The organism is Saccharopolyspora elongata (genome assembly GCF_004348985.1).
Lineage (GTDB): Bacteria > Actinomycetota > Actinomycetes > Mycobacteriales > Pseudonocardiaceae > Saccharopolyspora > Saccharopolyspora elongata.
The window spans coordinates 33992-54366 of the sequence record NZ_SMKW01000041.1 but is presented as its reverse complement, the minus strand read 5'-3'; the positions used below and the strand labels follow the sequence as shown (position 1 = coordinate 54366).

The window sequence follows — 20375 nt, the reverse complement described above, 5'->3', positions numbered from 1 at the left end:
GTGGCGCTCCCCAGGCGTGTTCAACAGTAGTCCGGCGCCCCGCTGTTCCCGAAGCGGTTATGAACCGCGCCACGTCGGAAACCGCTCGTTCAGCCGAGCAGGCAAGGAAAACCTTCCATCCACAGTGGACCCGAATCGGTGCGCGGTGCACATCCGGGGAGTGGTCGCGTTGTGCACTCTGGCAAAAAGCAGAACGTGGAAACTTTTCGCAACAGGCTGTCGGCCGCCCGCCGATCGGTGATAGCTCTCGGACCGATCCCCAGGCGTACGGAGGTCCGATGCGCTCGAAAGCCCTCGCGGTCATGACGGCGGCGCTGGCGCTGCTGGTGGCGGCCGCCACACCCGGCGTCGCCGCGCCGCCGGAACCGCACCGCTTCGTCACCAGGCCGGACCTGAACCCGCCGGTGGTGCGCATCGACACCCCGGCGAACGGCACCGAGCCCGGCTACATCTTCCTCGCGCCCCACGGCACCGCCGCCCAGAGCGGGCCGATGATCATCGACGACACCGGGCAGCCGGTGTGGTCCGAGCCGGTCGGCGACGGCGCCGGACTGTTCACAATGGACCTCAAGGCGCAGGCCTACCGGGGCGAGCCCGTGCTCACCTGGTGGCAGGGCGCGCCGCACCCCGGCTACGGCGAGGGCGAGTACGTCATCCGCGACCGCTCCTACCGGCAGATCGGCAAGGTCGACGCGGGTGGCGGGCTGCGCGCCGACCTGCACGAGATGGTCATCACGCCGCGCGACACCGCGCTGATCATCGCCTACCACACGGTGCAGCGGGACCGGCCCGTCGTGGAAGGCGTCGTGCAGGAGATCGACATCGCCACCGGCGAGGTGCTGTTCGACTGGCGCAGCCTCGACCACGTCGCGCCGGAGGAGTCGACGGTGCCGCTGCCGGAGGATCCCGCCGCGCCGTACGACTACATCCACCTCAACTCGATCACCGAGGACTCGGCGGGCAACCTGCTGATCTCCGCCCGGCACACCGACGCGCTGTACCTGCTGGACCGCGCCACCGGCGACGTGCGGTGGCGGCTCGGCGGCACCCGCAGCGACTTCGCGGTCGATCCGGACGCGGCATTCGCCAGGCAGCACGACGCGCGCTGGCTGCCCGACGGAACCATGAGCCTGTTCGACAACGCGGCCAGCGAGCCCGGCCCGGTGTCGCGGGCGATCGTGCTGGACGTCGACCAGCAGGCGCGCACCGCCCGGCTGGCGCGGGCCTTCCCGCACCCCGGCGGCGACACCAGCGTCAGCCAGGGCGACCACCAGGTGCTGCTGGGCGGCAACAGCTTCGTCGGCTGGGGCTCGCAGCCGCAGTTCACCGAGTTCGACCAGAGCGGGGCGGTGGCGCTGCACGGCTCGTTCGGCGACGGCATGCCCTCCTACCGGGCCTTCCGGCTGGCCTGGACCGGAGCGCCCACCGAGCCACCGGTGGCGGCGCTGCGCGAAGCGGACGGCGTCGCGACGGTGTACGCGAGCTGGAACGGAGCCACCGAAGTCCGAGCCTGGCGAATCCTGGCGGGCCCGGCCCCGGACCAGCTCCGGCCGATCACGGACGTGCCGAGGGCGGGCTTCGAAACCGCGGCTGCGCTACCGGCACCGGAGGCCTTCGCGGCGGTCGAAGCCCTCGACGCCAGCGGCCAGGTCCTAGCCCGCTCCGAACCGGCTCCGGCGGGGTGACCGCCGTGCGCCGGGTCGTGCCCGGCGCACGGCGGCGCGATCACCGCTGGGGACGCAGCTGGTCGAGCTCCTTCGTCAGCTGCACGGAGGTCTCCTTCAGCGATTCGTTGCTCCGGCGGAGTTCGGCGTTCTCCTGCTCCAGCTTCGCCAGCAGGGCGGCAGCCGGCTCGGCAGCACCATTCGTGCGGGACCGGCGCGACTCGCGTCGGCGCCGCGCGTTCTCCTTGGCCGTCTCGACCATCGTGTACAGCGTCGGCACCAGCACCAGGGTCAGCAGCGTGGAGCTGATCAACCCGCCGATGACCACGATTGCCAGCGGTTTGCCGATGAATCCGCCGTCGCCGCCGGTGATCCCGATGGCCATCGGGATCAGGGCGAAGATGGTCGCCGCCGCGGTCATCAGGATCGGGCGCAGCCGCCGCCGGCCGCCGTCGATCACCGCCTGCCGGATGCTCGCCCCGTCCGCCCGGTACTGGTTGATCAGGTCCACCAGCACGATCGCGTTGGTGACCACGATGCCGACCAGCATCAGCATGCCGATCAGCGCGGGCACGCCCAGCGGGGTGCCGGTGACCAGCAGCAACCCGATCGCGCCGGTCGCCGCGAAGGGCACCGACACCAGCAGGATCAGCGGCTGCACCAGGCTGCGGAAGGTGCCGACCATGATCAGGAAGACGATCGCGATGGCCGCCGCCAGCGCCAGCCCGAGCTGCCCGAACGCTTCCTGCTGGTCGGAGCTGACGCCGCCGAGCTCGTAGGACGCCCCGGCGGGCAGGTCGAGGTCGGCGAGCCGCTCCTGCAGATCCGCGGTGGTCGAGCCGAGGTCGGCCGCGGTCACGTTGCCGCTGATGGTGACGCTGCGGTCGCGATCGGTGCGGGTGAGCTCCTGTGGCCCATCGATCTGGCCGACGTCGGCGACCCGGTCGAGCCGCACCGTGCCGGTGGCCGTCGGCAGCGGGAGCGCCCGCAGCGCATCCAGCCCGGCAGGCGCATCGCTGCCCCGGAGCACCACGTCGTGCGGCGAGCCGTCGATCGTCAGCTCGGTCAGGGTGGCGCCCTGCATCGCCTGCGCGACGGCCTGCCCGATGGTCGCCTCGGTCAGCCCGTAGCGCGCGGCGTCGGCATCCCGGACGTTGACGTCGATGCGCGGCGCGCTGTCGCCGAGGTTGCCGGTGACGTCGGTGACGCCCGGCGTTTCGCTCATCGCGCGCTGCACCGAATCCGCCGCCGCGGCCAGTTCGGCCTGGTCGGAGCCCTGCACGATGACCTGCAGCTTGCTGCCGCCGACGCCGCCCTCCTGGTCGATGGTGATCTTGCCCGCGTCGGTCAGCCCGGCGAGCCGCTCCCGGATCTCGTCGGACAGCTCGGTCGAGTCGGCGTCATCGTCGAGGGTGAGCGAGAAGCTGGCCGTCGAGGCGCCGCTGCCCGCGCCCATGAGACCGGCGATCGCGCCGAACGGCCCGCCGGCGCCGCCGATGCTGACCTGGTAGGACTCGATCTCGCGGAAGTCGGCGAGCACGTTCTCGACCTGCTTCGCCGCGGCGTCGGTGGCCTCCAGACTGCTCCCGACGGGCAGCTGCTGGCTGATGCGCAGCGTGTTCTGGTCGGCCGGGCTGAGGAAGTTGGTCTGCAGCAGCGGCACCAGCCCGAGCGTGCCGACCAGGACCACCAAAGCGAGCGCGACGGTGGTCCAGCGGAAGCGGGTGGCGAAGGCGATCACCGGGACGTAGCAGCGTTGCAGCAGGCCGCGCTGCTCGCGCTCCTCGGCTTCGCGGCGAACGGCCTCGACGTCGACGTGCCGCGACGGCGTTTCCAGGAACCAGTACGCCAGCACCGGGATCACCGTGAGCGACACCAGCAGCGACGCGAGCAGGGCCACCGTGACGGTGATCGCGAACGAGCTGAACAGCTGGCCGACCATGCCGCCGACCAGGGCGATCGGCAGGAACACGGCGACCGTGGTCAGCGTCGAGGCGGTGACCGCGCCGGCCACCTCGCGGACCGCGCCGAGCACCGCGCGGCGCTTGTCCTCGCCGTAGGAGAGGTGCCGCTTGATGTTCTCCAACACCACGATCGAGTCGTCCACCACACGGCCGACCGCGATGGTCAGCGCGCCGAGGGTCAGCATGTTCAGCGACAGGTCACCGGTCCACAGCGCGATCAGCGCGATCAGCACCGACAGCGGGATCGACACGGCCGTGACCAGGGTCGATCGGATCGACAGCAGGAACACCAGGATCACGACGACCGCCATGGCCAGCCCGAGCAGGCCCTCGGTGGTGACGCTCTCGATCGACTTCTCGATCGCCGGCGCCTGGTCGAAGACCACGGTCAGGGCGGCGCCCGAGCCGAGCGCGGCGGTCAGCTCCGGCAGCCGGTCGCGCACCTCGTGCGAGATGGTGACCGCGTTGCCGTCCGGCTTCATGGTCACCGACACGCCGAGGCTGGGCTGGCCGTTGGTCCTGGTCAGAGACGTCGGGGCGGCCAGTTCGGCGGTCACCTCCGCGACGTCGCCCAGCCGCACGGGCTGCTGCCGGGCCCCGGCCTGGGCGGGGCTGAGGTAGAGGTTCCGCAGGTCGTCGACGGTGCTCGGTGCGCGTCCTGTTTGGACGGTCAACGTCTGCCCGTGCTCGGTCAACGTGCCGCCGGGCACCGGCGAGGCGGCCGATCGCAGGGCGGTGCCGATCGCGCTGGGGCTCAATCCGGCGGCGGCGAGCTCGGCGTTGTCCGGGACGATCGTGACGACCTGCTGCCGGGTGCCGGAGACGGCGGCGTCCCGGACACCGTCGATGCTCTCCAGCTCCGGCACCACTCGCTCGTCCAGCCGAGCGGCGAGTTGCTGCTGGTCACCGGGCGTACCGGCGGCCAGGGTCACCACCGGCAGGTCCGCGGTGCTGCCGGCGACGACCTGCGGCTCCACGCCTTCCGGCAGCTGCGCCTGGATCCGCGACACGGACCGCTGCAGCTGCCCCAGCGCCTCGTCGATGTCGGTGCCGTACTCGAACTCCACCCGCACCGAGGCCGACGACTCGCGAGAGGTCGATGTCGTGCCGGTGATGCCGGGAATGCCGCGCAGGCTGTCCTCCACTGGGACGGTGACCTGCTGCTCGACCACCTCGGGGGAGGCGCCCGGATAGGCGGCGATCACCGACGCCATCGGGAGCTCGATCGGCGGCAGCAGCTGCTGCTTGAGCGCGGGGACGGCGACCGCCCCGAACCCGGCGACGACGAGCGCGATGAGCGCCACGAGGCTCCGATTGGCGAGGCTCAGTCTGGCTAGTGCGGACATGTCGGGGTGGTTCCTTCAGATCGGCGGGCCGCGTGGACCGGGTTCGCATGCCGCCAAGCCGCTGGGCAGGCCCGAATCCGCGCAGGTTCGGTTCCGGGAGCGGAGTCGCCCGCTCGCCGGTGTGGGACTCACCTCGCACCGCGGCAGTGTCCGCCGACCCGAGCCGATCGGCATCGGTCCGCGGCATGCGCAGCACGGGTGACCAGGCGGCGGTGCCGGTCGCCCGGTGTCCACGATGGTCGGTGGGAACGGAATTCGCGTCCGCCCAACGCGGACACCTCGACGTACTGCGAACGCAGTACCGACGCCCCAAGCGCCTCCAGAGGCGCCCCGTCCCCCACCCATCGGGTGTCCCGCAAGTTCCATTGAAATCGAACCTTCGATTTCAATGGAACTTGCGGACCACCGGCGTGTCGGGCCATGACACTCCGACGGCTGTGGACAACTTCCGCAATTTCAATGGAAATCGGACCTCTGATTTCCATTGAAATTGCGGGGTTCCGATACCGGCACCGGTGTGGGTGGTGGGGCTGGAAGAAAGCTTCCGGATCAGGCGGCGCCAGGGCGGACCAGGCCGGTTTCGTAAGCGATCACCACCAGCTGGGCGCGGTCCCGCGCGCCGAGCTTCATCATCGACCGGTTCACGTGGGTCTTCGCGGTCAGCGGGCTGACGAACAGCCGCTCCGCGATCTCCTCGTTCGACAACCCGGCGGCGACCAGCACCAACACCTCGCGCTCCCGCGCGGTCAGCACCGCGAGCCGCTGCGGATCGGCGTCGACCGGCTGCTCCGGCTGCGCCAGGAACCGGGCGATCAGGCTGCGCACCGCCAGCGGCGAGAGGAGCGCCTCGCCGCCCGCGACGACGCGGACCGCGTCGATGAGCTCTTCGGGTTCCACACCCTTGCCGAGGAATCCGCTCGCGCCCGCCCGCAGCGCGGCGAACACGTACTCGTCGATCTCGAAGGTCGTCAGGACCAGCACCCGGACCCCGGCCAGGTCTTCGTCGGCGGTGATCTCGCGGGTCGCGGCCAGCCCGTCGAGGTCGGGCATCCGGATGTCCATCAGCACCACGTCGGCCCGGGTGCTGCGGGCCAGCGAGACCGCCTCCCGGCCGGTGGAAGCCTCGCCGACGACCGCCAGGTCGGGCGCGGAGTCGATGAGCACCCGGAATCCGGCCCGCACCAGGGACTGGTCGTCGGCGAGCAGCACGCGGATGGTCACGACCGGTCGTCCTTCGGCAGCGGAAGGCATGCCTGCACTTGAAATCCTCCTGCGGTTCGCGGGCCTGCGGCGAGCCGGCCGCCGAGCGCGGTCACCCGTTCCCGCATGCCGATGATGCCGTGCCCCTGCCCGGCGTCCACCGAGGGAGCGCCGCGACCGTCGTCGACGACGGACAGCCGGAGCTCGGTGCCGGTGTAGTCGAGGTGCACGGTGGCGGTCGCCGGCCCGGCGTGCTTGTGCACGTTGGTCAGCGATTCCTGGATCACCCGGTAGGCGGCCAGATCCACCGCGTCCGGCAAGGCCGCGGCGGTGCCTTCGACGGCGGTTTCGACCACCAGCCCGGCGCTGCGGAACGACGAGATCAGCTCATCGAGCTGCGCGAGCCCCGCCGTCGGAGCCGTCGGCGCGACGGACTCGCCGTCCTGCCGCAGCAACCCGACCGTCGTGCGCAGGCCTTCCAGCGCGGAGCGGCTCGCGGTCCGGATGTGCGCCAGCGCGGTCCGGCTCTGCTGCGGCTCGCTGTCGAGCATGTGCGCGGCCACGCCGGCCTGGACGTTGATCAACGCGATGTGGTGCGCGAGCACGTCGTGCAGTTCGCGCGCGATGCGCAGCCGCTCCTCCACGACGCGCCGCCGCGCCTCTTCGTCCCGGTTCCGCTCCGCGCGCCGGGCGCGCTCCTCGATCTCGGCCACATACGCCCGCCGGCTGCGCACGGCGTCTCCGGCGGCGATGGCCATGCCCGACCAGGCGAGCACGCCGAGCACGTCCGGCAGCAGCCACGGCCAGTGCGCCGACAGCAGTGACGACCCGGCCAGCGCCGCAGCGGTGATCGCGCCCGCCGTCCAGGCCGTCCGCCGCTCGGACAGCGTCGCCACGGTGAACAGCGCGACCAGAGCGGTGAGCAGGAGCGGGCGGGGCGGCGAGCCGAAAGCCAGGTAGACGACCGAGCCGAGGCCGGTGCACGCGAGGACCGGGATCGGCCAGCGGCGGCGGAAGACGAGCAGGCCGCACAGGACGGCGCCGAGCCCGGCGGTCCATGGCAGCTCGGCGGGCCGGTTCACCATCGACGTGCCGACGATGATCGCGAACACGATCACCGCGAGCAGGACGTCCAGCCACACCTGCCTGGGCCGCGCGTGCTGGTTCACGCATTCACGGTACGGACGAGCCCGCGACGACGCGTCTTCCCCGGGGCGTACCGGTCGATACCGCGCTGGTAGTACGTCAGCGGATGGTGCGGTAGCCGGGGTGGACGCCGGGTGTCAGGTCGTGGCTGTTCGCCAGGCGCTCCAGGAGGGACTTGAGCCGGGCCCGTTCGTCCTGGTCGAGGGCCTGGCAGAAGTCGGCCTCGTGCTCGGCCGCCACCGCGTGGACCTCGTCCAGCAGCTCGGTCCCCGCCTCGGTGAGGGTGAGCTCGTGGACCCGGCGGTCGCGGGTGCTGCGGGTGCGGGTGACCAGGCCGCGGCCCTCCAGCTCGTCGACGAACGTGACGACCTTGCTCGGCAGCATCCCGAGGTTCCCGGCCAGCGCCTGCTGGCTCAGGCCCGGCTGCGCGGAGATCATCCGCAGCATGCCCACCTGGGGCGGGGTCAGGCCGAGCTCGCCGACGCGGGCGGCGAACTTCGCCGTGGCGTGCGCGCCCAGCTGCGTGAGCAGGAACGAAACACCGGGCGCGGGGAGGTCTGCTGCCACGCGAACACTGTACAGAATCGTTCACTCGCCGAACGATTCTTGTTTCGCACCGGGCCGCAGGCTGGCGTGCGCCTCCCGACCCATGCGCTCGACCATGTGCGGGTAGTGCAGCTCGAACGCGGGCCGGACCGAGCGGATCCGCGGCAGCGCGGCGAAGTTGTGCCGCGGCGGCGGGCAGGACGTGGCCCACTCCAGCGAGTTCCCGTGCCCCCACGGGTCGTCCACGTCGACCACCGCGCCGAACCGGTAGCTGGTGAAGACGTTGTACAGGAACGGCAGGATCGAAGCGCCCAGCACGAACGCGCCGATGCTCGACACGATGTTCAGCGCGGTGAAGCCGTCGGAGGCCAGGTAGTCGGCGTAGCGCCGCGGCATCCCCTCGGCGCCCAGCCAGTGCTGCACCAGGAACGTGGTGTGGAACCCGACGAAGGTCAGCCAGAAGTGCAGCTTGCCCAGCCGCTCGTCCATCATCCGGCCGGTCATCTTGGGGAACCAGAAGTACACCCCGGCGAACACCGCGAACACGATCGTGCCGAACAGCACGTAGTGGAAGTGCGCGACCACGAAGTAGGTGTCGGTGATGTGGAAGTCCAGCGGCGGCGCCGCGAGCAGGATGCCGGTCAGCCCGCCCAGCAGGAACGTCACCAGGAAGCCGACCGAGAACAGCATCGGCGACTCGAAGGTCAGCTGGCCGCGCCACATGGTGCCGATCCAGTTGAAGAACTTGATGCCGGTCGGCACCGCGATCAGGAACGTCGCGAACGAGAAGAACGGCAGCAGCACCGCGCCGGTGGCGAACATGTGGTGCGCCCACACGATCATCGACAAGCCCATGATCATCAGCGTGGCGAACACCAGGCCGGTGTAGCCGAACAGCGGTTTCCGGCTGAACACCGGGAGGATCTCGGTGACGATGCCGAAGAACGGCAGCGCCACGATGTAGACCTCGGGGTGACCGAAGAACCAGAACAGGTGCTGGAACAGGATGGCGCCGCCGTTGGCCGGGTCGAACGCGTGCCCGCCGAGGTGCCGGTCGACCAGGAGCCCGAACAGCGCGGCGGCCAGGATCGGGAACGCCATCAGGATCAGCAGGCTGGTGGCCAGGATGTTCCAGCAGAAGATCGGCATCCGCCACATCGTCATGCCGGGGCAGCGCAGGCAGACCAGCGTGGTGATCATGTTGACGGCGCCCAGGATCGTGCCCAGCCCGCTGAGGATCAGCCCGGCCGCCCACACGTCGCCGCCCGGTCCCTGGCTGAACATCCCGCGCGATAGCGGCGCGTAGGCGGTCCAGCCGAAGTCGGCGGCGCCGCCCGGCAGCAGGAACCCGCTCAGCACGATCAGCCCGCCGAACAGGAACAGCCAGAACGACAGCGCGTTCAGCCGCGGGAACGCCACGTCCGGCGCCCCGATCTGCAGCGGCAGCACGACGTTGGCGAAGCCGAACACGATGGGCGTGGCGAACAGCAGCAGCATGATCGTGCCGTGCATGGTGAACAGCTGGTTGTACTGCTCCTGGGAGAGGAACTGCAGTCCGGGCCCGGCGAGTTCGCCGCGGATCAGCAGCGCCATCGCGCCGCCGGCGATGAAGAAGAAGAACGAGGCGATCAGGTAGAGGATCCCGATGTCCTTGGGATCGGTGGTGCGCAGCCACGGGACCAAGCGCCTGCCCTTGACCGGTCGCGGCGTGGTGCGCGACCGGGTCGGAACCTGGGTGGGTTCGATCCTGGCGGTGGCCATGCTCGTCTCCTGCGGACCCGGGACCAACCCAGTCTCAACCCGCCCGCGACCACCCGCAATCGGCCGGGCTAGGCATCGCCGCCGAGGTAGCGGCTCGGAGACGTCCCGACGGTGCGTTTGAACGCGGCGAGGAACGCGCTCGGCGTCGCGTACCCGACGGCGTGCGCGACCCGCGAGACCGGCCGGCCCTCGGCGAGGAGGGCCAGCGCGGCGCGGAGCCGCGCGTGGGTGCGCCAGCGGTCGAAGGACATGCCGGTGTCGTGGACGAACAGCCGCGTCAGGGTGCGGCGGCTCACCCCGACGGCCCGGGCGTGCGCTTCCATGCCCCGCTGGTCCGCGGGGTCGGCGAGCAGCGCATCCGCCACGGCGCGGACGCGTTCGTCGGCCGGGCGCGGCACGTCGATGGGCGTGGCGGGCAGGGGGCGCAGCAGGTCGAACACGACCGCCTCGCCGCGCAGCCGCGCGTCATCGGCGAGATCGTCGCGGCCCAGGTACGCGATCAGCTGCGCCAGCAGCCCGTCCACCCCGACCGGCGTGGGCTCGGCCCAGTCCAGGGCGCACCGGTCCGGCTCGAAGTAGAGGCTGCTCAGCACCGCATCGCGGGTCGCGCCGGTCCGGTGCACGACCCCACGGGGCAGCCACAGCGCCAGGGTGGGCGGCAGGACCCAGTGGACGTCCCCCACGGCCACGCCGAGCACGCCGCGCCGGGTCCAGGCCAGCTGGTGCTGCGGATGGCTGTGCTCCTCGAACCACTGCCCCGACGACAGCGGGAAGTTGCCGACGACGATCGCCCCGACCCCGGGCGGGACGGCGCCCGTGATTGCCTCGGCCATGTCGCCAGCCTATGTCCTCAGCGCGACATCATTCGGCCTGGTAGCGCATCGCGGACAGATTGGCCGGTGCATAGCGTCGTGGCATGCCGACTGATCATCGCCAAGAGCGCCGCGACAGGACGACGGAATGACGACGACATCCACCGTGGCCGCAGGCCGCCGCGGGCCGGCCCTGGTGGTCCTGTGCTTCGTGCAGTTCATGCTCGTCCTGGACGACACCGTGGTGAGCGTCGCGCTGTCCAGCCTCCGGGACGACCTCGGCTTCAGCGCCGCGGGCCTGACCTGGGTCGTCAACGCGTACTTCGTCGCCTTCGGCGGCCTGTTGCTGCTGTTCGGCCGCGCGGCCGACCTGTTCGGCCGCCGCCGCGTCTTCCTGAGCGGTGTGGCGCTGTTCGGCGCGGCGAGCCTCGTCTGCGGGATCGCGCAGGAGCCCTGGCAGCTCGTGGCCGGACGATTCGCCCAGGGCACGGGCGCGGCCATGGCGAGCCCGGCCGCGTTGGCGCTGATCACGCTGCTGTTCCCCGGTTCCGAGGAGCGAGCCAGGGCGCTCGGCATCTGGGGCGGCATCGCCGGGCTGGGCGGCACGGCGGGCCTGGTGATTTCCGGCGCGCTGACCGGTCTCGCGTCCTGGCGCTGGATCTTCCTGATCAACCTGCCGATCGCGGTCGCGGCCCTCGCGCTGCTCCCGCGTCTCGTCGCGGAGAGCCGGGCGGGTCGGCCGGGACGGGTGGACGTTCCGGGCGCGGTGCTGGGCACCGGCGCCCTCGTGTCCCTGGTCTACGGCCTGCTCCAGACCGCGGATTCGGGGTGGGGCGACATCGCCGCCGTCGGCCCCCTCGTCCTCGCTGGCGCCTTGGCAGCGTCGTTCGTGGCGGTCGAGGCGCGCGCTGCTGAACCGCTCGTGCCGTTGTCGTTCCTGGCCGTCCGCATCCGCGCGGTGGCCAACTGCGCGTCGTTGCTGTTCTCCGCCGCCTTCTTCGCGATGGCCTTCCTGCTGATGGTGCACCTGCAGACCGTGCTCGGTTACCCGCCGCTGAGGGCCGGCCTCGCCTACATGCCCTACGCCGCCGGCATGCTCACCGGCCTGTGGTTCTCGTCCCGCGCGGTGATCAGGTTCGGGATGCGCCGGACGCTCGTCGCGGCCTTCCTGATCGGCGCGGTCGGCCTGCTCCTGCTGGCCGGCGTGGCACCGGGCGACGACTACGCGACGGTCGTGCTGCCCGGCATGCTCGTCACGAGCCTCGGATGCGGTCTGGGCAATCCCGCCCTGGCGATCGGCGCGGTTGAGGGCACCACCGAGCAGGACGCCGGCCTCGGCTCGGCCATCTTGAGCTCCGTCCAGCAGGTCGGCGGCGCAGTGGGGGTGGCGGTGCTGGTCGCCCTGGCCGCAGGTCGCGCCCAGGACGCCGATCCGTCGGAGGGTTTCTCGCTGGCGCTCACCATCGCGGCTGCGCTCCTCGCCTTCGGTGCGCTGCTCGTCGCCGCACTGCTCGGAAAGGGCTCCCGCGCGTGACCCTGCTCAGGCCGCGTTCTCGATGGCGGCGAGGGCCATCCGGTGCAGCAGCCGGGACATCGCTTCGGCGTCCAGGTGGGCGCTGTAGGGCGTCGAGTTGATCAGGCCGAACACCGCGTGCGCGGCGGCGCGCGCGGTCGGGCGGTCCAGGTCCGGCCGGACCTGGCACAGCACGTCCACCCAGACCTCGACGTAGCTGCGCTGCAGCTCGCGGACCTTGTGCCGGTCGGTCTCGGCGAGGCTGTCCAGGTCGCGCATGTGCACGGTGATCAGCGCCGGGTTGGCCAGCGCGAACTCGACGTGCCAGCGCACCAGCCGGTCCAGCGCGTCGCGTGGGTCCGCGGCGGCGCCCACCCGGTCCTGGCCGCCGAGCAGCAGCCGGTCGCTGATGCCGGTGAGCAGCTCCGCGAGCATCGCGTCCTTGCTGCGGAAGTGCCGGTACAGGCCGGGCCCGGAGATGCCGACGGCGGCGCCGATGTCGTCGATGCCGACGCCGTGGAAGCCGGAGCGCGCGAACTTCTCCGCCGCGGCGGTGAGGATCTGCTCGCGGCGGGACGGCTTGGCTGCATCGGTGGACATCAGCGTCGATACTAGACGCAGGTGTTAGTCATCGTTAACATCGGTCGCGTTAACGATGACTAACTCCCGGTGGAAGGTGCCCCCGCATGGATGCGCCCGCCCTGCGCACGGCCGTGGACCCGGACTCGGCGGAGTTCGCCCGCAACACCGAGCAGCACGCGAAACTCGTCGACGACCTCAACACCCAGCTCGGCCGCGCCCGGCTGGGCGGGCCGGAGAAGGCCCGCATCCGGCACGTCGAACGGGGCAAGCTGCTGCCCCGCGACCGGGTCGACGCGCTGCTCGACCGCGGCTCGCCGTTCCTGGAGCTCTCGCCGATGGCCGCGCACGGCCTGTACGACGACGAAGCGCCGTCGGCGGGCATCATCACCGGCATCGGCCGGGTGTCCGGGCGGGAATGCGTGGTCGTGGCCAACGACGCCACCGTCAAGGGCGGCACCTACTACCCGGTCACGGTGAAGAAGCACCTGCGCGCGCAGGAAGTCGCGCTGCACAACAACCTGCCGTGCCTCTACCTGGTCGACTCCGGCGGCGCGTTCCTGCCCCGGCAGGACGAGGTGTTCCCGGACCGCGAGCACTTCGGCCGGATCTTCTACAACCAGGCCACGATGTCGGCCCGGGGCATCCCGCAGATCGCCGCCGTGCTGGGCTCGTGCACCGCGGGCGGCGCCTACGTCCCGGCGATGAGCGACGAGGCGGTGATCGTCCGCGAGCAGGGCACCATCTTCCTGGGCGGCCCGCCGCTGGTGAAGGCCGCGACCGGGGCCGAGGTGACCGCCGAGGAGCTCGGCGGCGGCGAGCTGCACTCGCGCACCTCCGGCGTCACCGACCACCTCGCCGTCGACGACGCGGACGCGCTGCGCATCGTCCGCTCCATCGTCAGCACGCTCGGCCCCCGCGAGTCCCGGCCCTGGGACGTCGCGCCGGTCGAAGCGCCGGCGGTCGACCCCGACGAGCTCTACGGCGCGGTGCCGACCGACAGCCGCACCCCGTACGACGTGCGCGAGGTGATCGCGCGGATCGTCGACGGCAGCCGGTTCGCCGAGTTCAAGCACGACTACGGGCAGACGCTGGTGACCGGCTTCGCCCGCATCCACGGGCACCCGGTCGGCATCATCGCCAACAACGGGATCCTGTTCAGCGAGTCGGCGCTCAAGGGCGCGCACTTCATCGAGCTGTGCGACAAGCGGTCCATCCCGCTGGTTTTCCTGCAGAACATCTCCGGGTTCATGGTCGGCAAGGAGTACGAGGCGGGCGGCATCGCCAAGCACGGCGCGAAGATGGTCACCGCGGTGGCCTGCGCCCGGGTCCCCAAGTTCACCGTCGTGATCGGCGGCTCCTTCGGGGCGGGCAACTACTCGATGTGCGGCCGGGCGTACTCGCCGCGGTTCCTGTGGATGTGGCCGAACGCCCGGATCTCGGTGATGGGCGGCGAGCAGGCGGCGTCGGTGCTGGCGACGGTGCGCCGCGACCAGCTGGACGCCCGCGGCGAGCAATGGCCGGTCGAGGACGAGGAAGTGTTCAAGCAGCCGATCCGCGACCAGTACGAGCACCAGGGCCACCCGTACTACGCGACGGCGAGGCTGTGGGACGACGGCGTGATCGACCCGAAGCAGACCCGGACGGTCCTGGGCCTGGCGATCTCGGCGGCCGCCAACGCCCCCTTGGAACCCGTCTCCTACGGCGTATTCCGGATGTGATTTTCCAATGAGCGGCTCACCTGGCGTGGCGGTGCGGGTAGCGGCCCCCCTGCGGGAATCACGGTCGCCTTCTCGCTGTGGGATCCCCGACATCATGAATGCCAATTCACCACGTCGGGGCTGCCCTCGCGAGAAGACGCCTGAGAACCCGCGACGGTGCGAGTTGCAAGGGCGGGCTAAGCGGCTGCGCCGCTTCAAGGACAAAAAGCTCGTGAGTGCTTTGGAGCGCTATAGCACTCCAAAACACGCACGGGCACTGACCAGGCAGAACGTTGCGATCCTGCCGTTCGGCAAGGCGAAGGGATGACGATGCGGCACTTCGACACGGTGCTGGTGGCGAACCGGGGCGAGATCGCGGTGCGCGTGATCCGGACGCTGCGGCGGCTGGGCATCCGCTCCGTCGCGGTGTTCAGCGACGCCGACCGCGGCGCGCGGCACGTCGCCGAGGCCGACACCGCCGTCCACATCGGACCGAGCCCGGCGACCGAGAGCTACCTCGACGTCAAGCGCATCCTGGACGCCGCCCGCGGCACCGGGGCCCAGGCGATCCACCCCGGCTACGGCTTCCTCGCCGAGAACGCGGGCTTCGCCGAGGCGTGCGCGCAGGCGGGCATCGAGTTCATCGGCCCGCCGGCCTCGGCGATCGATTCGATGGGCGACAAGATCCGCGCCAAGCAAACGGTTTCCGCCGCCGGCGTCCCGGTCGTGCCCGGGCGCAGCGAGCCGGACATGACCGACGCCGACCTGCACGCGGCGGCGATCGAGATCGGGTTCCCGGTGCTGCTGAAGCCCTCCGCGGGCGGCGGCGGCAAGGGCATGCGACTGATCCACGACGAGTCCACGTTGGACGATCAGATCGCCTCGGCGCGCCGGGAGGCGCGGTCGGCGTTCGGCGACGACACGCTGTTCGTCGAGCGCTTCGTGGCCCGCCCTCGGCACATCGAGGTCCAGGTGCTGGCGGACGAGCACGGCAACGTGGTGCACCTCGGCGAGCGCGAGTGCAGCCTGCAGCGGCGGCACCAGAAGATCATCGAGGAAGCCCCGTCGCCGCTGCTGGACGCCGGAACCAGGGCCCGCATCGGCGGCGCGGCCGTCGATGCCGCCCGCTCGGTGGGTTACGTCGGGGCGGGCACCGTCGAGTTCATCGTCTCCGCGGACCGGCCGGACGAGTTCTTCTTCATGGAGATGAACACCCGCCTGCAGGTCGAGCACCCGGTGACCGAGCTGGTCACCTCGGTCGGCGGGCAACGCGGCGTCGACCTCGTCGAACAGCAGGTCCGGGTCGCCGCGGGCGAGCCGCTGCCGTGGGCGCAGGAAGACCTGTCGATCGAGGGCCACGCGGTGGAGGCGCGGGTCTACGCCGAGGACCCGGCCCGCAACTTCCTCCCGACCGGTGGCGACGTCCTCGCCGTGCACGAGCCCTCCGGGCCCGGCGTGCGGGTCGATTCCGGGGTGCGCGCCGGCGGGCGCGTCGGCTCGGACTACGACCCGATGCTGGCCAAGGTCATCGCGTGGGCGCCGAGCCGGGCCGACGCGCTGCGGCGCCTGGACGCCGCGCTGGCCGACACGGCGGTCCTCGGCCTGCACACCAACGTCGCGTTCCTCCGCGCGCTGCTGCGGCACGAAGACGTGCTGGCGGGCCGCCTCGACACAGGGCTCGTCGAGCGCGACCTGACCGAACTCATCGCGGAGAGCAACACGACGCCGGAAGACGCCTACGTCGCCGCGGCCCTGGAGCGGCTGCTCGCGGGCGAACCGACCGACCCGGTCGTCGACCCGTGGGACGTGACCGACGGCTGGCGGCTCGGCGAGCCCGCCTGGAGCACCTGGCGCTTCGCCGGAACACCCGACGAGGTCGCCATCCGCCTGCGCGGCCGGTCCCGGGACGCCGAAGTTTCAGTCGAAACCGCGCCAGGACCGGCAGCTTTCGTTGAAACCGTCCACCGGGCCTCGGTCGAGGCCCACGGCGACGAGCTGATCGTCACCTACCGGGGCCGCACCCGCCGCTACCGGTACGCGCACGTCGACGGCACCACCTGGCTCGCCGCCGACGGCCGCACCTGGGCGCTCGCCGAGCACCGGATGCTCGCCGACCGGGGCGGCAGCGGCGGCCGGTCGGACGGCGTGGTGACCAGCCCGATGCCCGGCACGGTGCTGGTCGCCGACGTCAGCCCGGGCCAGGAAGTCCAAAGTGGACAGAGATTGTTCGTGGTGGAGGCGATGAAGATGGAACACACCGTCACCGCGCCGATCGACGGCGTAGTCGCCGAAGTGCACGCCAGGAAGGGGCAGTCGGTCGGACTCGACCAGCCGCTGGCTGTCCTCGCCGCTCAAGAGGAGGCCTGATCGATGGTGGACCACCGGCTCAGTGAAGAGCACGAAGCCCTGCGCGAGAGCGTGCAGACCTTCGCCCGCAAGGAAGTCGCGCCGGTCATCGGCGACTACTACGAACGCGAGGAATTCCCGTACCCGCTGGTGCAGACCATGGGCCGGATGGGCCTGTTCGGGCTGCCGGTACCCGAGGAGCACGGCGGCATGGGCGGCGACTACTTCGCGCTGTGCCTGGCCCTGGAGGAGCTCGCCCGGGTCGACTCGTCGGTCGCGATCACCCTGGAGGCCGGGGTTTCGCTGGGCGTCATGCCGATCTACCGGTTCGGCGACGATGAGCAGCGGCGCACCTGGCTGCCCCGGCTGGCGGCCGGGGAGATCCTCGGCGCGTTCGGCCTCACCGAGCCGGGCGGCGGCTCCGACGCGGGCAGCACCCGCACCACGGCGGTGCTCGACGGCGACCACTGGGTGATCAACGGCTCGAAGGCGTTCATCACCAACTCCGGCACCGATCTCACCGGCCTCGTCACGGTCACCGCGGTCACCGGGCAGAAGCCCAATGGCGGCAAGGAGATCTCCACGATCATCGTGCCCGCGGGCACGCCCGGCTTCACCGTCGCGAAGAAGTACTCGAAGGTCGGCTGGAACGCCTCCGACACCCACGCGCTGTCCTTCGACGACTGCCGGGTGCCCGCCACGAACCTGCTCGGCGAGCGCGGCCGCGGCTACGCCCAGTTCCTCGCCACGCTCACCGAGGGGCGGGTCGCGATCGCCGCGGTCGGCGTCGGCCTCGCCCAGGGCTGCGTCGACGAATGCCTGCGCTACCTGGGCGAACGGGAGGCCTTCGGCCGGAAGATCGGCGAGTACCAGGCGATGCAGTTCAAGGTCGCCGACATGGAGCTGCGCGCGCACACCGCGCGCCTGGCCTACTACGACGCGGCGTCGCGGATGCTGCGCGGCGAGCCGTACAAGAAGCAGGCCGCGATCGCGAAGCTCGCCTCGTCGAACGCGGCGATGGACAACGCCCGGGACGCCACGCAGATCTTCGGCGGCTACGGCTTCATGAACGAGACCCCGGTCGGCCGCTTCTACCGGGACGCCAAGATCCTGGAGATCGGCGAAGGCACGAGCGAGGTCCAGCGCATGCTGATCGCCCGGGAGCTGGGCCTCCCGGCCTAGAGCTCGTTCCAGGCCCGTCCCGCGCCGCGCCGCGGCGTGGGACGGGGCTCAGGGCTGCGCCGCTTCGAACGGGCGCGGAGCCGGGAACGAAGACGGCCGGCGGAGGCTTCGGGGGGTTGCCTCCGCCGGCCGGAACGTCATCGGTCGGGGTTGTTCGGTTCGGTCGAGGGGATCAGCGGAACCGCTTCTGCGGCACGGTGATCTCGTCGGTCTGCTCGATGCCGGGGTAACCGGCCTGGTCGCCGTACTCGGGCACGGGCCGGAAGTCCTGCTGGGTCTCCTCGCCGGGCCACACGGGCCCGTAGCCGTCCGGCGCCTGGCCCATCGGGGCCTGGCCGATCGGTTCCTGCTCGGCTTCGACCTCGGCGAGGTGCTGCATCACCCAGTCCCGGGCCAGCGCAGCGGGCGACGTGCCCTGCTTGACCGCGAGCTCCCGGAGGCGCTCGTTGGCCATCAGCGGCAGCCGCAGCTGGTAGACCTGGGAGCCGCCGAAGCGGCGTCCGGACCCGGTGGACTCGACGTTCTCCTCCGGGGCCAGCGCAGCCAGGTACGACTCGAACTCATGATCCGGTTCGGCCGGCTCGGCGGGCTTCTGCTGCCGCCTGCTGGTCTTGGTTCGTCCTAGAGCCACCGGCACACGATAACGGTTGTGTTGCGGCGCGCGAATCGCTGTGAGCCCTCTCACTGGCCCGGAAACGCGGAGGGCCCCCGCGCCAGGGGGAGAGCGCGGGGGCCGGAGGGGATCTCCACAGGTGCTGACCGGGGGTGTGTCAGCGACCCGATTGTGACACGCCGTAGGTCGCGGTGGGGAGCCTTCGACGCATGATTCGTGCGTCCGGCACCTTCGGACGAGGGCCGGACGGCGGTCCTGCGCAACGATCCGAGGTGGTACCGGCTCAGTTCGAGCTCGGCCAGTCCGTGATCGTGTAGCCGGCTTCGGTGATCGCCGCGGTCGCGGCTTCCAGGGTGAGCGGCTGGGCACTGGTGACGGACACCTGGCCGTTCTCCACCGAGACCTGCACGTCGCTGACGCCGGGCAGCTCCGAAAGCTCCTCGGTGACCGACCTGGCGCAGTGGCCGCACGTCATGCCGCCCACGGTGAACGTCTGATTGCTCATGCGAATTCCCTCCTGGCAGTTCCTGCCACGACCGGATGCGGATACCGCCGCAACTGTCCCGAACGTCCAGTGTGGACGGCACAGGCGGGGGTTGCCCCGGCGGGTGCGGCGAGGTCAACATCCGAAGTGGATCGAGGACCGCCGAATGATTACTCTCCGTCGAAGGTAAATCACTCTCTGGGGGGCTGCGGCTGTTGACAACCTGTGGATAACCTGCGCCCGGAACCCGAGGCCGGGGAGGCGTCATGTACGGGTCGCTGGACGTACGGAAGTTCTTGTGGCAGCAGGACGACGGGACCTCGCGGCAGCCGTCCGCGGTGCCCGTGCCGCGCGCCGGTGAGCCCTCGCGGATCTCGTCGGAGCAGGTGCACCGCGCCAGGATGGCGGTCGCCCGCGGTGCGGAGAACGCCGAGGACTGCAAGCTCCTGCTGGACATGCTGGGATTGGCACCGGACGATGACGGGCAGCCGCCGGTCGTCCGCTGACCGGGAGTCGGCCGCGCCGCCGCGTGGTGCTTCGGTGGATGCTCGTCGGGAGTTCTCCGGCGAGCCGGCACCACGCCGCGTCCGGCGGGCGGACCGGCCGGATTCGCGGTAACTTCCGGTGGCGTAGTTGATCATCCGTTCGTGGACCACGTCGCTCGGGCGGCGGATCCCGGACGCCCTCTTCGTGCCGGAGTCGCGCCATGCCCCAGCAGCATCGGGCCAAGCTCACCCGCCGCGCCATCTTGGCCGCTGCGGCGGAGGAGTTCGACCTGATCGGCTACGAAGCCGCCACGCTGAGTTCGGTGTTGCGGCGCTCCGGTATCACCAAGGGCGCCTTCTACTTCCACTTCACGGCCAAGGAGGCGGTCGCCGAGGCGCTGGCCCAGCAGTACCTGCTGAACCTGACGGCGATGCGGCAGCGGTGGTCCGGCCGCAGTCTGGACCCGCTGTCGACGCTGGTCGGCCTGACCTCGGAGGCCGCCCGCAGGCTGGAGCGCGACGTCGTCCTGCGGGCCGGCATGTTGCTGGCCTGCAATCGGATCGGGGCGGAGTCCGACGGCTGGTACGAGGCGATCTGCGAGCTGGTGCTGAAGGCGACCGAGGCGGGACAGCTGCGCCCGGGCGTCGATCCGGCGGAAGCGGCGCGGGTGCTCTACGCGGCGCTGGTGGGCGCGCACACGGTCGGCGACGAGCCCGAGGGGCTGGTCGATCGCTTCGAGGAGATCTGGCGCGTGGTGCTCGCCGGGGTCGCCCGGGACGGCTGGCGCGCGGACGCCGAACTGACCGGCCGACCCTGAGGCGTGGATCACAAGTTTGCGATTGATCCTCTTTGCCGGGTTTCGGGCTCCTGGGAGCCCCCTGGAGGCTGTCGAGTGCTCGTTGCCGCGGTCGAGCGGCGGTCCTCCATGATTGATGAAATCTGCAGGTAGAACGGCTATTGTGGGGCTTCGGGCCGTGTCGGATCGGCGGCGCTCGAGGGCTGTGCGCGACTTAAGGGACCCCCCGTTGCGGGG

General features: G+C 71.2%; 16 protein-coding genes. 7 read left to right on the top strand and 9 right to left on the bottom strand.

The genetic code is table 11. From position 1 onward, the window contains the following. Nucleotides 1–278 precede the first annotated feature (278 nt). Nucleotides 279–1685, top strand: coding sequence for an arylsulfotransferase family protein (locus E1288_RS27330; protein WP_132489923.1), 1407 nt, complete (start codon nucleotides 279–281; stop codon nucleotides 1683–1685). A 40-nt stretch (nucleotides 1686–1725) separates the two neighbouring features. Here E1288_RS27330 and E1288_RS27325 read toward each other — a convergent pair whose 3' ends face one another. From E1288_RS27325 to E1288_RS27300, 6 genes are all read right to left on the bottom strand, one after another. Further along, a complete protein-coding gene (locus E1288_RS27325) occupies nucleotides 1726–4974 on the bottom strand; it encodes an efflux RND transporter permease subunit (RefSeq protein ID WP_132489921.1) in 3249 nt (1082 codons plus the stop codon). A 549-nt stretch (nucleotides 4975–5523) separates the two neighbouring features. After that, nucleotides 5524–6225, bottom strand: a complete 702-nt coding sequence (locus tag E1288_RS27320) for a response regulator (RefSeq protein WP_207954568.1) — start codon at nucleotides 6223–6225, stop codon at nucleotides 5524–5526. Further along, complete coding sequence (locus tag E1288_RS27315) at nucleotides 6192–7343, bottom strand: sensor histidine kinase (RefSeq protein ID WP_207954567.1); 1152 nt, start codon at nucleotides 7341–7343, stop codon at nucleotides 6192–6194. Before E1288_RS27315 ends, E1288_RS27320 begins: the two co-directional genes overlap by 34 nt. A gap of 76 nt (nucleotides 7344–7419) precedes the next feature. Further along, on the bottom strand, nucleotides 7420–7887 hold the full coding sequence (locus tag E1288_RS27310; RefSeq protein ID WP_132489917.1) for a MarR family winged helix-turn-helix transcriptional regulator: 468 nt from the start codon (nucleotides 7885–7887) through the stop codon (nucleotides 7420–7422). Nucleotides 7888–7908: 21 nt separating this feature from the next. Further along, nucleotides 7909–9627, bottom strand: coding sequence for an aa3-type cytochrome oxidase subunit I (ctaD, locus tag E1288_RS27305; protein ID WP_207954566.1), 1719 nt, complete (start codon nucleotides 9625–9627; stop codon nucleotides 7909–7911). A 68-nt stretch (nucleotides 9628–9695) separates the two neighbouring features. Continuing rightward, nucleotides 9696–10460 (bottom strand): AraC family transcriptional regulator, encoded by a 765-nt coding sequence (locus E1288_RS27300; RefSeq protein ID WP_132489915.1) that lies wholly within the window; start codon nucleotides 10458–10460, stop codon nucleotides 9696–9698. Nucleotides 10461–10587: 127 nt separating this feature from the next. Here E1288_RS27300 and E1288_RS27295 point away from each other — a divergent pair, with 127 nt between their 5' ends. After that, nucleotides 10588–11973 (top strand): MFS transporter, encoded by a 1386-nt coding sequence (locus E1288_RS27295; protein ID WP_132489913.1) that lies wholly within the window; start codon nucleotides 10588–10590, stop codon nucleotides 11971–11973. Between the two features lie 6 nt (nucleotides 11974–11979). On the opposite strand, the gene E1288_RS27290 is transcribed toward E1288_RS27295, so the two are convergent. After that, nucleotides 11980–12552 carry an SACE_7040 family transcriptional regulator gene (locus tag E1288_RS27290; RefSeq protein ID WP_132489911.1) on the bottom strand — a complete coding sequence of 191 codons (573 nt, stop codon included), beginning with the start codon at nucleotides 12550–12552 and terminating at the stop codon, nucleotides 11980–11982. Between the two features lie 86 nt (nucleotides 12553–12638). Here E1288_RS27290 and E1288_RS27285 point away from each other — a divergent pair, with 86 nt between their 5' ends. From E1288_RS27285 to E1288_RS27275, 3 genes are all read left to right on the top strand, one after another. Then, entirely contained in the window at nucleotides 12639–14252 is a 1614-nt protein-coding gene (locus tag E1288_RS27285; RefSeq protein WP_132489909.1) for a carboxyl transferase domain-containing protein, read from the top strand. Nucleotides 14253–14555: 303 nt separating this feature from the next. Beyond that, on the top strand, nucleotides 14556–16598 hold the full coding sequence (locus E1288_RS27280; RefSeq protein WP_132489907.1) for an ATP-binding protein: 2043 nt from the start codon (nucleotides 14556–14558) through the stop codon (nucleotides 16596–16598). A gap of 3 nt (nucleotides 16599–16601) precedes the next feature. Next, nucleotides 16602–17759, top strand: coding sequence for an acyl-CoA dehydrogenase family protein (locus tag E1288_RS27275; protein WP_132489905.1), 1158 nt, complete (start codon nucleotides 16602–16604; stop codon nucleotides 17757–17759). Between the two features lie 172 nt (nucleotides 17760–17931). Here the strand turns inward: E1288_RS27275 and E1288_RS27270 are convergent, their stop codons facing one another. Together E1288_RS27270 and E1288_RS27265 are read right to left on the bottom strand one after the other, a co-directional pair. Beyond that, nucleotides 17932–18390, bottom strand: coding sequence for a hypothetical protein (locus E1288_RS27270; RefSeq protein ID WP_132489903.1), 459 nt, complete (start codon nucleotides 18388–18390; stop codon nucleotides 17932–17934). 265 nt (nucleotides 18391–18655) lie between these two features. Continuing rightward, nucleotides 18656–18877 (bottom strand): heavy-metal-associated domain-containing protein, encoded by a 222-nt coding sequence (locus E1288_RS27265; protein ID WP_132489901.1) that lies wholly within the window; start codon nucleotides 18875–18877, stop codon nucleotides 18656–18658. Nucleotides 18878–19122: 245 nt separating this feature from the next. Here E1288_RS27265 and E1288_RS27260 point away from each other — a divergent pair, with 245 nt between their 5' ends. Both E1288_RS27260 and E1288_RS27255 read left to right on the top strand, forming a co-directional pair. Beyond that, a complete protein-coding gene (locus E1288_RS27260; protein ID WP_132489899.1) occupies nucleotides 19123–19362 on the top strand; it encodes a hypothetical protein in 240 nt (79 codons plus the stop codon). Between the two features lie 200 nt (nucleotides 19363–19562). Beyond that, on the top strand, nucleotides 19563–20159 hold the full coding sequence (locus E1288_RS27255) for a ScbR family autoregulator-binding transcription factor (RefSeq protein ID WP_132489897.1): 597 nt from the start codon (nucleotides 19563–19565) through the stop codon (nucleotides 20157–20159). Nucleotides 20160–20375: the final 216 nt, after the last annotated feature.